This is a genomic window from Blautia sp. MSK20_18, assembly GCF_020553125.1.
Lineage (GTDB): Bacteria > Bacillota > Clostridia > Lachnospirales > Lachnospiraceae > Blautia_A > Blautia_A fusiformis.
Genome location: NZ_JAJCGR010000012.1, coordinates 35,985 through 50,636 on the forward strand (window position 1 = coordinate 35,985; position 14,652 = coordinate 50,636).

Below are 14,652 nucleotides of genomic sequence, written 5' to 3' on the forward strand. Positions count from 1 at the left end.
GGAGATTTATGAACGTACCAAATCATATAGCGATCATTCTGGATGGAAACGGAAGGTGGGCAAAGGAACGAGGAATGCCGAGAACCTACGGACATGTAAAGGGATGCGCCAATCTTGAAAACATTTGTTATGATATCAAAGACCTTGGGGTGAAATATCTTACGGTTTACGCTTTTTCCACAGAAAACTGGAAACGCTCCAGAGAAGAAGTGGAAGCACTGATGAAACTGTTCCGCAGTTATCTTAAGAAATGTATTAAAATTTCCAAGAAAAATAATATGCGGATGAAAGTCATCGGGGATATTACTGCTTTTGCACCGGATATTCAGAAGAGTGTCCGGGAACTGGAGGAATATTCCAAAGATTTTGACGGTATTTATTTTCAGCTGGCATTAAATTACGGAAGCCGTGATGAGATCCGCCGTGGAATGCAGAAGATGGCACAGGATGTAAAAGACGGAAAAGTTGAGCCGGACAACATTACAGAGGATACCATTGAGAGCTATCTGGACACTGCCGGTGTACCGGATCCGGATCTGATGATCCGCACAAGCGGAGAACAGCGCCTTTCCAATTTCCTGCTCTGGCAGCTGGCTTATTCCGAATTTTATTTTACCCCGGTTGCGTGGCCGGATTTCAATAAAGAAGAGCTGATCAAAGCCATCGAGAAATATAATCAGAGAGACAGACGTTACGGTGGCGTCAAGGAGGAGTAGATCATGTTTAAGACAAGACTGATAAGTGGTATCATCCTTGTCATCATTGCCCTGGCAACCATTATTTCCGGCAGCTGGATCCTGTTTTTTACACTTCTGGTTGTTTCACTGATCGGAATGAGAGAGCTTTACAAGGTAATGAAGGTAAGTGATGAGCACATTACTGTGCTGGAACTTGTGGGATATCTTGGAGCAGTGCTTTATTATATTGCCATGAAATTTGATTTTGGAAGTTATGGAACAATGGCGATCATCATCAGTATGATCCTGATTCTGTTTGTCTATGTATTCGGTTATCCGAAATACCGTGCGGAACAAGTGATGGCAGCATTTTTCGGAGTGATATATGTTGCGGTGATGCTTTCCTTTATCTATCTTACCAGAAGCCTCCCGGACGGAAAATTCCTGGTATGGCTGATCTTCTTATGCTCCTGGGGCTGTGATACCTGCGCTTACTGTGTGGGAATGCTCATCGGCAAACATAAGATGGCGCCGGTTTTAAGCCCGAAGAAATCCATCGAGGGAGCTGTAGGCGGCGTTGTGGGAGCGGCACTTCTTGGAGTGATCTATGCAGCGGCCACACAGGGAAAAATGGCGGAGTATGCCCTGATTTGTGCAGTTGGAGCCCTGATCTCCATGGTAGGTGATCTGGCAGCATCTGCGATCAAGAGAAATCAGAACATTAAGGACTATGGTAAGCTGATCCCGGGCCACGGAGGAATCCTGGACCGTTTTGACAGCGTGATTATCACAGCTCCTGTTATTTACTATCTTGCAAAAACGATTCTTGGAATTTAGGAGATATTGAAATGAAGAATATTGCAATCTTAGGTTCTACCGGTTCCATCGGAACTCAGACACTGGATGTGGCAAGAAAAAATGAAGATCTTCGTGTTGTTGCGGTCAGTGCGGGAAAAAGTGTGGAGAAACTGGAAGAACAGATCCGGGAGTTTCATCCACTTCTGGCTGCAGTCTGGGATGAAAAGGCAGCCCGGGACCTGAAAACACGTATTGCGGATACGGACACAAAGGTAGTCAGCGGAATGGAAGGACTTCTGGAACTTGCGTCCATGCCGGAATCCGATATCCTTGTCACTGCGATCGTGGGAATGATCGGGATCCGCCCTACTATGGAGGGAATCCGTGCCGGAAAGGACATCGCCCTGGCGAATAAGGAAACCCTTGTCACAGCCGGTCATCTGATCATGCCCATGGCAAAGAAATATGGCGTATCTATCCTTCCGGTAGACAGTGAACACAGCGCTATTTTCCAGGCTATCCACGGAGAAGAAAACAAAGAGATCCACAAGCTTCTGATCACGGCATCCGGTGGTCCCTTCCGCGGACGTACCACAGAAGAGCTGCGAAGGGTCACTGTTGCAGATACTCTGAAGCATCCAAACTGGGTAATGGGACGAAAGATCACCGTAGATTCCGCAACCCTGGTAAACAAAGGGCTGGAAGTTATGGAAGCCAAATGGCTGTTTGACATGGATCTGGATCATATTCAGGTGGTGGTGCAGCCGCAGAGTATCATCCATTCCATGGTGGAGTTTAAGGATGGTGCGATCATGGCACAGCTTGGAACTCCGGATATGAGACTTCCGATCCAGTACGCTCTGTACTATCCGCACAGACGATATCTGGATGGAGACCGCCTTGATTTCACGAAGCTTCATGAGATCACATTTGAGGTTCCGGATATGGAGACATTCCGGGGACTTCCTATGGCGATCCAGGCATCCCGGGAGGGCGGAAGTATGCCGACTGTCTTTAATGCAGCCAATGAGCTTGCAGTAAAGAAATTCCTGGAGGAAAAGATCGGCTTTCTGGATATTTATGAGATTATTGCACAGTCTATGGAAAGACATAAAAAAATCGCACATCCGGATCTGGATGAGATCCTTTCTGTAGAGCAGGATACTTATCAGTGGATCGAAAGCAGGTGGTAAATTGAAATTTGTGATTGCTGTAATTATTTTCAGTGTTGTGATACTGATCCATGAGCTGGGACATTTTCTTCTGGCAAAAAAGAACCATATCGAGGTATTGGAATTTTCTCTTGGTATGGGACCCAGGATCATAAGTACGGTAAAGGGCGGCACACGTTATTCCGTGAAACTGTTTCCTCTTGGAGGTTCCTGCGCCATGGCCGGAGAGGATGCGGAAGATGACAGTCCGGGAACCTTTAATTCGGCTCCTGTGTGGGGCAGGATCGCAGTGGTTGCTGCAGGTCCGGTATTTAATTTTCTGCTGGCATTTGTTTTGTCTGTGATCATTGTAGGCTGTATGGGCTATGATCCGGCAACTGTATTAGAAGTAACCCAAAATTCTGCTGCGGAAAAGGCCGGATTGAAAAAGGGCGATGTGATCACGGAATATCAGGGCTACCATATTGATCTGGGGAAAGATCTTTATGTATATTCGTATCTCAACGAACTGAAAGAGGGAGATACCATCCGGCTGAAAGTAAAACGTGATGGAAAGGAACAGGAGATTTCCTATAAACCAGATGTAAATGTGCGGTATCTTCTTGGCTTTAACCGTTCCGATGTAAATTCCATGACAGTGGAATCACTGATCAAGGGAATGCCACTGGAAGAGGCAGGTCTGGAAGCCGGCGATGTGATCACGAAGATCAACGGTGTGGAGGTTCCGGATGGAAATGCATATGAAAAATACATCGAGGAGCATCCGTTATCCAAGAAACCTGTGACGATCACCTATGAGCGTAACGGACTGGAATATGAGGCAGAGATAACACCAAGGGAATACAGAACACCGGTTTCCGGTTTCGGATATAACACATACAGTGAAAAAACTTCCGGCTTTAATGTTCTGAAATATGGTGCTGTGGAAGTGAAATACATGATCCGTACTACGATCTTAAGCCTGAAAGAGCTTGTGACCGGTCACCTTGGAATGAAAGACTTAAGTGGTCCTGTGGGTATTGCGGATGCCATTGGCGACACTTACGAACAGTCCAAGAGTGAGGGAACGCTGATGATCTGGATGAATTTGCTGAATATGGCAGTTCTTCTTTCTGCAAACCTGGGAGTGATGAACCTTCTTCCTCTTCCTGCGCTGGATGGAGGAAGGCTGGTATTTCTGGTGGCAGAAGCGATCCGGAGAAAACCGGTAAACCGTCAGGTAGAAGGCATGATCCATTTTGCGGGGCTGATGCTTCTGATGGCGTTGATGGTTATCGTTATGTATAATGATATTCTGAAGATATTCTGATGAGGATTATGAAGTAAAGATATATAAAAGATGGAATGGTCAGGAAGATGTCCGGATTGTTCCATCTTTTTTTAATGAAACATATGAAACCAAGATGAAACACATGAAACAAGATTGACATTCTATTTGTAACTTTGTACAATCAAAAATGTAGATAGCGATATTAAATCGTGCAAAATACTAAAAGAAATAAGGAATAAATCTCAAATAATAAGAAAAAATCACATAAGGAGATGAGACAATGGCAGGTACAATCAGAAAGGTTGCACAAATGGCACATGTGTCTCCAGCAACTGTTTCAAGATATTTTTCAGGACAGAATGTAGTGAGTGATGAATTATCCAGAAGAATTGAGGAGGCAGCTAATACGGTTGGTTATGTGCCAAATCATCCAACACGTAAGTCAGATGGTGTGATCGTAGTTCTGATTCCTAATCTGGAATTTGGATATTTCAGTGAATCTATAAAGGAGATTATCCGGCAGATGCCAAAATACAAATGTAGAGTGATATTTCTTCCTACATTTCCGGGAGATGATAGTTATAAGAGTATCCTGAAGGAATTGTATGTGATGGGAGTTATTTATCTGGAGGAGGAGATTGACCGTGAGGTGATACGATATATCCGGGCAAAGAATATCAAAGTGGTTATGCTGGGAGGCGCAGCTTTTGACAGCAGATGCGATATGGTACACATTAACGATATGATGGCTGCTTACGAGGGAATGAAATATCTTCTTGAAATGGGACACAGGGAGATACTGATTCTGACTGATCTTTCTACAAGCATCAGTTCAGGATTCCAGCGGTTAGTTGGCTGTAAGAAGGCAATGGAGGAATATGGACTTATGTTCAGTGATGACATGGCAGAATACGGTCAGCTTACCTTCGAAAAAGGCTATCGATCTATGAACAGTGCATTGCGAAAGAAAAAGAAGTTCACTGCAGTGTTTGCTTTTTCCGATGAGACTGCGGTAGGAGCAATTACAGCGCTAAATGAACATGGTTTGAAGGTTCCGGAAGATGTATCCGTTTTGGGATTTGATGGATTAAGTATATCAGAGCGGGTGGTTCCTAAACTTACTACGATTTATCAGCCACTGGATAAGATGGTGGAATGGACTCTTGAGATTTTGTGTAACAAAAGTAGAAACAGAGAAGAAAATATAGAGTATACACTACCCTATAAATTATTGGAAAGAGGAACTGTACTCAGAAGGGAGGAAATATAAAATGGGGGGGAAGAGCTTTAAAGATATTCTTTGGAAAATATTTAGATTTGTTTTCCTGGGATTTATGGCACTGATTTCAGTAGGACCATTAGTATGGATCGTGATGTCATCCTTTAAATCCAATAAGGAGATCCTATCATCTGCATTTGCACTGCCTACATCATTAAGCTTTAATGGGTATAAGGCTGCATTGGATTTGGCTCCAATTTTTAAGTTTTATGGAAACAGTGTTGTGATTTCTTTCACAAGTACCCTGCTAAATATCCTGATTGTTTCCATGGCTGCCTATGTGTTGGCCAGATATACGTTTAAGGGAAGTACCTTTATCACATTGCTTTTATCTGCGTCTCTTCTTGTACCTACTTCAGCACTTCTGATGCCAATCTATAAGATCATGATGGGAATCGGAATGTTTGATACAAGGTCAGGGCTTGTACTTGTGTATGCGGCACTGGGACTTCCTACTTCACTTTTCGTATTCAAAAGCTATTTTCAGGGTATCCCCAAGGAACTGGAAGAAGCTGCCTATATTGACGGAGCCGGGTTTTATCGGACATTCTTTGTAATTGTATTTCCATTGGCTAAATCAGGACTTGCAACAGGGGCAATTTTACAGTTCCTGACGTCATGGAATGAGTTCATGTTCGGACTCGTTCTTACCAAAAGCACAGAAGTAAGGACCCTTCCTCTTGCTCTGAATTATTTTACATCTCAGTTTTCGTTTAACTATACAGCGATGTTTGCGGCATTGACTATGGTAATTCTACCAAGTATCGTAATCTATGTATTGCTGCAGGAACAGGTTACTACCAGTATGGTAGCAGGATCTGTCAAAGGTTGAAGATGAAAATTTATAAATTATATAAAAGGAGGCAATTAATATGAAAACAAAAAAGGTGATGGCCACAGTATTGTCAGCAGTGACAGCATTATCCATGGCAGGAGGCATGACCACAACAGTAAAAGCGGATGATGTGACAGAAATCACATTTCCTACATCCTGGGTTGGTGTCAGTGTTAATACAGAATGGTTCCAGGATCGTCTGGAAGCTTTTAATGAGGAGTACGGTGACAGTATCAAGGTCAATGTGGAAGAAATCGCAGGTGATCAGAACTATGTGGATAAGCTGAAAGTTCTGTATTCTTCCAATTCTCTTCCGGATACATTCAGTACAGGTGGATATAATCTGATTGATTCAATGAAGGATCAACTTGTCGACCTTACTGATTATGTAGATGATGACTGGAAAAAACTTGCAACTGATGCATGCTGGGATGTAAACTCCCGCGATGGTAAGATTTATGGAATTCCTTATACCAGACAGGTAATAGGATACTTCTACAACAAAGATCTCTTTGCTCAGGCAGGAATTGAGAAACCGGCAAAGACATGGGACGAGTTCTTTGAGCAGTGTGACAAGCTTCTGGATGCAGGCATTACACCGCTTTCCATGGATACTGCAGATTCCGGTTGGGTAACTTCACTGATGCTTGGTGCTATGATTGGTGAGAGCGATGAGGGAGAACAGTTTATGAATACCATGCTCCCGACAGATTATAATACAAAAGAATTTATCGATGCAGCAACCAGGATTCAGACCATGTTTCAGAAATATACAACTCCGGATGCAGTTGGTGGAAAATATGAGAATGCTGCAAGCAACTTCTTTATGGGACAGACAGCTATCATTGCAAATGGTCCTTGGATGATTAGCGATTTCTATGATACTTCTATGGTTGAAGATGGATTTGCAGATAAAGTCGGTACTGCAATGTATCCTGGTGATGTTATGTATAACAGTGGAAAAATTGGCTTTAATGTTGCTTCCAAGGATGAGAAAACACTGGATGCAACTCTTACATTTGTAAAATTCCTCACAAATGAGGAGAGCCAGCTTAAAATGCTTGAAATTACAGGCGATATTCCGGCTATGGAGGGTCTTACATCTGATAATGTAAAGCCACTTGTAAATGAAGTCATCGCAAACGGCGATAAAGCAGCGCACAGTATTAATGATTTCCAGAGCCTTTGGTATGCAAATGTAGTGGATGAGATCAGTATTCAGTATCCGCTTCTTGCGCAGGGTGAAATTACTCCGGAAGAGTTCGCACAGGCTCTTACAGACGCTGCACAGAAAAACTGATAATTATATGATTTCCGCGGCTTCGGCAGGACATACCTTCTTCTGAAGTCGCCGGAGGCTAAGAACAGACTGAAACAGGAGAGATGAGAAATGAAAGTTAAAAAATGGAAACAGGCAAGCTTTCTTTTGCCGTGTCTGCTCCTTTTTGCATTGATTTACCTGGCTCCGATGTGTATGGTGTTTGGAAGTTCATTTTTTGAATGGAAAGCAGGCGGTGTATTTAAATTTATTGGACTGGATAATTATATCAATGCTTTCCGGAACGACGCACGAATGCTTACAGCACTGAAGAATACGGGAATCTGGGTTGTGCTTCAGTCTGTTGTGCATGTGATGCTAGGAACTGTGATCGCGTTTATGCTTTCAAAAAGAAAAAAAGGTTGGAAAGTCCTCAGAACTATCTATATGATCCCGAATGTGGTATCTGCAGCGGCACTGGCTGTTATTTTCCTGAATGTATTTAATGCGCAGTATGGTATTATCAATTCTTTTGTAAAAACAGTAACCGGGAAACCATTTATGAAAAACTGGTTCTTTGATCAGAACAGTGCCTTTATCACAGTTACATGGAGCTGGCTTCTGTATACAGGAATGATCATCATTCTTGTGCTTGCAGGTGTTCTGTCCATTCCCGAGGATGTTGTGGAAGCGGCCAAGATCGATGGTGCTACAGACATGCAGATCAATATGAAGATTCGTCTCCCACTGATCCGTACTATTATTGGAACCTGTGAGATTCTGGCGGCAACCAGTATGCTGAGAGAATTTGAACTCATTTATCTGACAACCAACGGAGGGCCGGGAGATACAACACTGAATCTTCCACTATACCTGTACAAAACATCTATGACAGATAATAATTATGGTTATGCCAACATGATGGGAGTAATTCTTATTATTGCAGGGGTAATTGTAGTAAGTGCCATTAATCGGTTGTTTAAGATGAATGAGGCAGACTACTAAAAAGACAGAAAGAGGAGGAATTACAGATGAAAATAGCAGTAATCGGCGGTGGTGGAGTACGTTCCATGTTTTTGGCAAAAAGCCTTGCTCAGAGCAGTTTGGAATTGGGGATCAACCAAGTGATTTTTATGGATAATGATCCAAAGAAGCTTAATATCTATGGTAAAATGGCACAGCAGGTTGCAAAACGTCTGCAGCCAGACTTGCAGCTGGAACTTACCGGCGACCCTGTAGAAGCCATTAAAGATGCAGATTATATCATAACAACGATTCGTGTTGGAGAGGATGATATGCGTATCCAGGATGAACGAGTAGCTCTGAATCTGGGGGTTCTGGGGCAGGAAACTACCGGTGCGGCAGGGTTTTCTTTTGCTATGCGTTCTGTGCCGGCTCTGGTAAAATATTGTGAGCTTGCAAAAAAATACGCTTCTCCGGATGTAAAGATCTTTAACTTTACCAACCCAGCGGGAGTAGTATCTCAGACTCTGCGTGATATGGGATATGATTTTACCTATGGTATCTGCGATGCTCCAAGTAGTCTTCTCCATTCCTTTGCAAAAATGTATAAGGTTCCGCAAAATTCTGTGACGGGAGACTGCTATGGATTGAATCATCTTTCTTTTTTTGACAGTATTAAGCTGGATGGAAAAGAGATTTTGCCGGAGCTTTTAAAAGATGAAAGATTGTATACGGATACAGATATGCGTTTCTTTAAAAAAGATCTGGTAGAGCATATGGGATGTATTCTTAATGAATATTTGTATTATTTTTATTACAGAGAAGAAGCAGTTCAGCATATTTTGGATGCGGGTATCACCAGGGGAGAAGTGATCCGTGATGTGAATATCCATATGACGGAGGAACTGTCACACATGGATGTCGAAAATGATTTTGAAAACTGCCTGAAGGTTTATGATAAGTGGTATGGCAAACGTGAAGATGCTTATATGGCAAATGAGACCGGCGTATCCAGAGCAAAAGAACCCTATCATTTTGATGTTTATGCAAAGGATGATGGAGGCTATGCAGGTGTTGCCCTGAAATATATCCGTTCCAAATTAAGTGGAAAAGACAGTGAGATGATCCTTTGTGTACCGAATAACGGAGCAATTCCGGGACTCCTTAATACAGACATTGTGGAAGTTACATGTGATCTTAAAGATGGTGAGATGATTCCGCATAAAGTCCCAAATCCCGGGGAATTGCAGATGGAACTTATTCGCAGGGTGAAGATTTACGAAAGGCTGGCTTCTGAAGCAATCCGTACAAGAAGCATTAGTAAAGCAATTGACTGCCTTATGGTGCATCCTCTTGTCAATTCCTACTCACTGGCCAAGAAACTGGTGGAAACATATTTAGCCACAAATAAAGACTATATGGAGGAATGGAACTGATATGAGTTTTGTAGGTGGCGTAGGCTATTCCAATATTGATCTGATCTATTCTGGTCTTGATAGACTGCCTGATAAGGGAGAGGAGATTTTCGCCAGAGGATTTTCCATGCAGTTTGGTGGTGGGATTCCGGCTACCATGATCAATCTTTCAAGGCTTGGAGTTGAGTCCAGAATTATTACTTTTGCAGGGCATGATCTTTTTTCGGAATTTGTGAAAAAAACACTGAATAGCTATCCGGTAAAAACTGTGAATCTTTATAAAGGAAACAAGATGCCGGTGGTGCTGTCTTCCACCTTGCTATATTGTGGTGACAGAAGTTTTATTTCATATACAGACGGAATGGATCTTAATGATGCTGTTATGGATGAAGTTTATGAAAATCTGAAAGGTGCATATGTGGTAGATATGCATGTTGGATTTTTAGATGTGTATAAAAGACTGAAAAAAGATGGTTGTATCCAGATTTTTGATACGGGATGGGAAGATGATCTGACATTGGAAAAATACAAGGATTATCTGGAAATTGCAGATTATTATATTCCCAACCAGAAAGAGGCCATGAAGATTACAGGAACGTCCAGTGTGGAAGAGGCTGCTGACATTCTGTCGGAATTTTTTTCTGACGTGACGATCAAAATGGACAAGGAAGGGTGCCTGCTTAAAAATAAGGATGGAATAAAAATCATATCTTCTGTACAAAATGTAAAAGCTATTGATGCAACAGGAGCAGGAGATGCATTTATGAGTGGCTTTATTTATGGACTTTATCATCATTATCCAATTGAACAGTGCATTAAGTTTGGAAATGTAACAGGAAGTGCGTGTGTTCAGGGAATGGGCTGTATCAGCAATTTTGTCAATGAAGAACAGCTCTTGGAAATTGCGGGAACGCTAGAAGTCAGAGAACTTTGAAGAGGTGGAAAAAATTTATAATCTGTAACTGAAAAAGGTGTCTCTTATTTGTATATCAGGTAAGAGACATTTTTTTTATGCAAACATATACTAGCAGAGAACCAGTGTGCTTTCAGGCACAAAAAGGAGCCTCTGTTTATGAAAAATCATTCTTATATTTCCATGCAGCAGGATATGCCGGATCAGGGACAGCTGCAGGTGACGGTGCTGGACAGTGCCAGTAACCGTCCTGTGGAAAATGCTACAGTGCGGATCTCGTACACAGGAGTCCCGGATAATGTGATCGAAGAAATCCGTACGGATTCCTCCGGAAAAACGCCCATGCTGGAGCTGGCAGCTCCTCCACTGGAATACAGCATGAAACCGGTGGAGCAGCAGCCTTATGCAGAATATACAGTTCGGATCAGTGCAGAGGGTTTTACACCAAAAGAAGTTGCCGGGACAGAAGTTCTTCCCCATTCCATTGCCAGGCAGGGAGCATCCCTTAGCAGACAGCAGGGTAGTGGAGAGGACTATCAGCGGATCGTCATCGGACCCCATACGCTTTTTGGGGAATATCCTCCCAAAAATCCGGAAGCAGAGATCAAGCCGATAAATGAAACCGGAGAGATCGTATTAAACAAAGTGGTGATCCCGGAGTATATCGTAGTCCACGACGGGCCAATAGGGGATACCTCTGCACAGGATTATTATGTAAGATATAAGGATTATATCAAAAACGTGGCCAGCAGTGAGATCTACGCAACTTGGCCGGAGGACACGATACGTGCCAATGTTCTGGCAATCATGTCGTTTACTCTGAACAGAGTTTATACAGAGTGGTACCGAAATAAGGGTTATGATTTCACCATTACATCCTCCACAGCATACGACCACAAATGGATCCATGGCAGGAATATTTTTGAGAGTATCGACCGGATCGTGGATGAACTTTTTGAAAACTACCTTTCCAGACCGGATGTACGTCAGCCGATCCTGACCCAGTACTGTGACGGACACCAGGTGCAGTGCAGGAACCGGGGATGGATGACCCAGTGGGGAAGCAAAGCTCTGGGAGATCAGGGATATTCCGCCATTGAGATCCTGCGGAGCTTCTATGGAAACGATATGTATATCAATGTGGCGGAAGCAGTTTCCGGGATTCCCGCATCCTGGCCGGGATATGACCTGACTATCGGTGTTACCGGTGAAAAGGTGCAGCAGATCCAGGAACAGCTTAATGCCATAGCAAAAGCCTATCCTGCCATCCCGTCAGTGATCGTGGATGGTATTTATGGTCCGGCTACTGCTGCATCTGTAAAAAAATTCCAGAATATATTCGGACTTCCCGCATCTGGAGTGGTGGATTATCCAACCTGGTATAAGATACAGGACATTTATGTAGCAGTGACCAGGATAGCGGAGCTGCAGTAAATATAAAAATAATAAAAATGTTCCTGGCCATTTTCGGAGTGATCTGATCGGGGTTGAGGTGTAATGCGTGAACATGATTTCAGAAAAAATATTTGACGTTTCAGAATAAACCAAGTATAATGGCTGTTTGTATCTTTGAACGTAAATTGTAAAGAGATTGCGTTTATGAGCATGTGAAAAAAGCGAAATGAGAATGTCTGCTTTACAAAAGGAGTGATGAAAATGACATTTTATCAGGAACTGCAGTTAAGCTCAACCGGATCAAAACAGCTGATCAGAAATACCACAGACAAAAAGGAGAAAAGAAGGCATATTCTGATCTATAATTTTAAAGTGTATCTTGTCATGGCATTTTGTGTGGCGGTTGTGACATTGTACAGTAAGATAACCGGCAATGACAACAGTGTTGTAGGAGTAACCGTACTACTGGCAGTGCTGGTTTTAAGACAGGCGGATTTCGGAATCCGGACGTCTCACGGATTGTTGTCCATTGCCGGGATTTTCTGTATTCTGATCGCAGGACCGAGATTATCCAATATGGTTTCACCGGTACCGGCATTTTTTGTTAATGCGATAAGCATCCTGTTACTGATGATCCTGGGATGCCATAATGTAATTATGTATAACCATTCCACATTTGTTCTCGGATATCTGCTTCTGATGGGATATGACGTAACCGGAAAGGCGTATCTGCTTCGTGTAGAGGGGCTTTTGGCCGGAATGGTTCTCTGCATGGTAGTTTTTTATAAGAATCAGAAAAACCGCCCGTATCGCAGGACGTTTCTGGACCTGTTCCGGGAATTTGACCTGCATTCCGCAAGAGGCAGGTGGTATTTAAGACTGACGCTGATCGTTTCCAGCGCTATGCTGATCATGTCTCTTCTAGGACTCCCAAGAGCAATGTGGGCCGGAATTGCTTGTATGTCCGTGTGCTTGCCGTTTACCGAGGACTGCAAGGGAAGAGCCGGAAAAAGGGGGATGTTCAATATCGTTGGATGTATTTTGTTTGCAGTGCTTTATCTGATACTTCCGGAATCTATGTATCCCTATATTGGAATGATCGGAGGAATCGGTGTGGGATATTCCGCAGGTTATGCGTGGCAGACTGCATTTAATACATTTGGAGCACTGTCCATTGCATCAGGACTGTTTGGAATGCCGGCAGCAGTGCTGCTCCGTATTGGAGCCAATGTATTTAGTTCAATTTATACTATGCTCGCAAATAAGCTTGGGGATAAGCTTGTGCAGCATATGTGGGTACGAAAGAGTGCAGAAATCTGAGATATTGCCCTGAAAAAAGTTTTGCCGTATAATGGGTAATAGCATAACAGCCTGGATATTACCGGGCCGACAGAGGAGAAGATTATGTACGAAGAAACAACAGAAAAACTGCTGGAATTTATCAGTAAAAGTCCTACAGCCTTTCAGGCGGCAGAGGAAACAAGAAGACGTTTTTTGGAGGAAGGCTTTACAGAATTGAAGGAAGAGGAGCGCTGGGAGCTGGAAAAGGGCGGAAAATATTTTGTCATGAGAAATCATTCTGCGATCATCGGATTTTCCATTCCTGTCAATGACTGCAGGAGATATCATATCATTGCAAGTCACAGTGACTCCCCGTCTTTTAAAATAAAAGAAAATCCGGAGATGTCTGTAAACGGAGCTTATGTGAAGCTGAATGTGGAGCGGTACGGAGGAATGATCCTTTCTACCTGGTTTGACCGTCCCCTTTCTGTGGCAGGCCGCATGATCGTCCACAAAAACGGAAAAATTCTGGAAAAGCTTGTAGATATTGATAGAGATCTGGTCATGATCCCGAGCCTTGCGATCCATATGAACCGGGATATTAATGGAGGCTATCATTATAATGTCCAGAAGGATATGCTTCCATTGTACAGTGGCAGTGGCGAAAAAGGAAACTTCATGCGGATGCTGGCAGAAGAGGCAGAGATCCGTCCGGAGGATATCCTGGGCCATGATCTGTTTCTCTATAACCGGATGCCCGGAACGATCTGGGGATCCAGGAATGAATTTGTTTCCAGTCCAAGATTAGATGATCTGCAGTGTGCTTTCGCTTCAATGGAAGGCTTTCTTCAGGCAGATAAGAAGAAGGGCATTGCAGTCCACTGTGTACTGGATAATGAAGAAGTGGGAAGCACTACCAGGCAGGGAGCTGCATCCACATTTCTTAAAGATGTACTGTTTCGTATCAATCTGGCCCTTGGCGGAGATCAGGAAAGTTATCTGATGGCCCTTGCAGAGAGCTTTATGATCTCTGCGGACAATGCACATGCATTACATCCGAATTATACAGACAAGGCAGATCCTGTAAACCGTCCGGTGATGAATGGTGGAATTGTGATCAAATATAATGCCAATCAGAAATATTGTACCGATGGGATTTCCACAGCAATCTTTAAGGAACTCTGCAGAGAAGCAGATGTGCCATATCAGACATTTGTGAACCGTTCTGATATTGCCGGTGGTTCCACTCTGGGAAATATTTCCAATACCCAGGCAGCCATAAATACGGTCGATATCGGTTTGCCGCAGCTGGCGATGCATTCCGCTTATGAAACAGCCGGAGTGAAAGATACGGAAAGTCTGATCCGTGCGGCAAAGGTATTTTACAGGTGATATC

The 14,652-nt window shown here is 43.2% G+C and carries 13 protein-coding genes; all 13 read left to right on the forward strand.

What is annotated here, in order from left to right:
• Positions 1-8: 8 nt before the first annotated feature.
• Complete coding sequence (locus LI091_RS08655) at positions 9-716, forward strand: isoprenyl transferase (protein ID WP_173763044.1); 708 nt, start codon at positions 9-11, stop codon at positions 714-716.
• A gap of 3 nt (positions 717-719) precedes the next feature.
• The gene (locus LI091_RS08660; protein ID WP_148448899.1) at positions 720-1,514 is read left to right on the forward strand and encodes a phosphatidate cytidylyltransferase; all 795 of its coding nucleotides are present in this window, start codon (positions 720-722) and stop codon (positions 1,512-1,514) included.
• Between the two features lie 11 nt (positions 1,515-1,525).
• Positions 1,526-2,668 carry a 1-deoxy-D-xylulose-5-phosphate reductoisomerase gene (gene dxr, locus LI091_RS08665; RefSeq protein ID WP_265191055.1) on the forward strand — a complete coding sequence of 381 codons (1,143 nt, stop codon included), beginning with the start codon at positions 1,526-1,528 and terminating at the stop codon, positions 2,666-2,668.
• A 10-nt stretch (positions 2,669-2,678) separates the two neighbouring features.
• Positions 2,679-3,956, forward strand: coding sequence for an RIP metalloprotease RseP (gene rseP, locus LI091_RS08670; RefSeq protein WP_303006929.1), 1,278 nt, complete (start codon positions 2,679-2,681; stop codon positions 3,954-3,956).
• 241 nt (positions 3,957-4,197) lie between these two features.
• On the forward strand, positions 4,198-5,187 hold the full coding sequence (locus tag LI091_RS08675; RefSeq protein WP_021652946.1) for a LacI family DNA-binding transcriptional regulator: 990 nt from the start codon (positions 4,198-4,200) through the stop codon (positions 5,185-5,187).
• Between the two features lies 1 nt (position 5,188).
• The gene (locus tag LI091_RS08680; RefSeq protein WP_021652945.1) at positions 5,189-6,028 is read left to right on the forward strand and encodes a carbohydrate ABC transporter permease; all 840 of its coding nucleotides are present in this window, start codon (positions 5,189-5,191) and stop codon (positions 6,026-6,028) included.
• A 40-nt stretch (positions 6,029-6,068) separates the two neighbouring features.
• Entirely contained in the window at positions 6,069-7,331 is a 1,263-nt protein-coding gene (locus LI091_RS08685) for an ABC transporter substrate-binding protein (protein ID WP_173733691.1), read from the forward strand.
• A gap of 90 nt (positions 7,332-7,421) precedes the next feature.
• A complete protein-coding gene (locus tag LI091_RS08690) occupies positions 7,422-8,294 on the forward strand; it encodes a carbohydrate ABC transporter permease (protein ID WP_265191056.1) in 873 nt (290 codons plus the stop codon).
• A gap of 26 nt (positions 8,295-8,320) precedes the next feature.
• A complete protein-coding gene (locus LI091_RS08695) occupies positions 8,321-9,688 on the forward strand; it encodes a family 4 glycosyl hydrolase (RefSeq protein WP_021652942.1) in 1,368 nt (455 codons plus the stop codon).
• 1 nt (position 9,689) lies between these two features.
• Positions 9,690-10,601, forward strand: coding sequence for a carbohydrate kinase family protein (locus tag LI091_RS08700; RefSeq protein ID WP_021652941.1), 912 nt, complete (start codon positions 9,690-9,692; stop codon positions 10,599-10,601).
• A 138-nt stretch (positions 10,602-10,739) separates the two neighbouring features.
• Positions 10,740-12,014: a peptidoglycan-binding protein gene (locus LI091_RS08705; RefSeq protein WP_044962381.1), complete on the forward strand. Its 1,275-nt coding sequence runs from the start codon at positions 10,740-10,742 to the stop codon at positions 12,012-12,014.
• 222 nt (positions 12,015-12,236) lie between these two features.
• The gene (locus tag LI091_RS08710; RefSeq protein ID WP_022426516.1) at positions 12,237-13,295 is read left to right on the forward strand and encodes an FUSC family protein; all 1,059 of its coding nucleotides are present in this window, start codon (positions 12,237-12,239) and stop codon (positions 13,293-13,295) included.
• An 84-nt stretch (positions 13,296-13,379) separates the two neighbouring features.
• The gene (locus LI091_RS08715; RefSeq protein WP_015526779.1) at positions 13,380-14,648 is read left to right on the forward strand and encodes a M18 family aminopeptidase; all 1,269 of its coding nucleotides are present in this window, start codon (positions 13,380-13,382) and stop codon (positions 14,646-14,648) included.
• The last annotated feature ends 4 nt before the right edge of the window (positions 14,649-14,652 follow it).

What these genes read in the sequence shown, in the direction of transcription:
- LI091_RS08675 (WP_021652946.1), top strand. Translation starts at nt 4,198, where the DNA reads ATGGCAGGTACAATCAGAAAGGTTGCACAAATGGCACATGTGTCTCCA.
- LI091_RS08700 (WP_021652941.1), top strand. Translation starts at nt 9,690, where the DNA reads ATGAGTTTTGTAGGTGGCGTAGGCTATTCCAATATTGATCTGATCTAT.
- LI091_RS08685 (WP_173733691.1), top strand. Translation starts at nt 6,069, where the DNA reads ATGAAAACAAAAAAGGTGATGGCCACAGTATTGTCAGCAGTGACAGCA.
- dxr (WP_265191055.1), top strand. Translation starts at nt 1,526, where the DNA reads ATGAAGAATATTGCAATCTTAGGTTCTACCGGTTCCATCGGAACTCAG.
- LI091_RS08660 (WP_148448899.1), top strand. Translation starts at nt 720, where the DNA reads ATGTTTAAGACAAGACTGATAAGTGGTATCATCCTTGTCATCATTGCC.
- LI091_RS08695 (WP_021652942.1), top strand. Translation starts at nt 8,321, where the DNA reads ATGAAAATAGCAGTAATCGGCGGTGGTGGAGTACGTTCCATGTTTTTG.
- LI091_RS08705 (WP_044962381.1), top strand. Translation starts at nt 10,740, where the DNA reads ATGAAAAATCATTCTTATATTTCCATGCAGCAGGATATGCCGGATCAG.
- LI091_RS08680 (WP_021652945.1), top strand. Translation starts at nt 5,189, where the DNA reads ATGGGGGGGAAGAGCTTTAAAGATATTCTTTGGAAAATATTTAGATTT.
- LI091_RS08715 (WP_015526779.1), top strand. Translation starts at nt 13,380, where the DNA reads ATGTACGAAGAAACAACAGAAAAACTGCTGGAATTTATCAGTAAAAGT.
- LI091_RS08690 (WP_265191056.1), top strand. Translation starts at nt 7,422, where the DNA reads ATGAAAGTTAAAAAATGGAAACAGGCAAGCTTTCTTTTGCCGTGTCTG.
- LI091_RS08710 (WP_022426516.1), top strand. Translation starts at nt 12,237, where the DNA reads ATGACATTTTATCAGGAACTGCAGTTAAGCTCAACCGGATCAAAACAG.
- LI091_RS08655 (WP_173763044.1), top strand. Translation starts at nt 9, where the DNA reads ATGAACGTACCAAATCATATAGCGATCATTCTGGATGGAAACGGAAGG.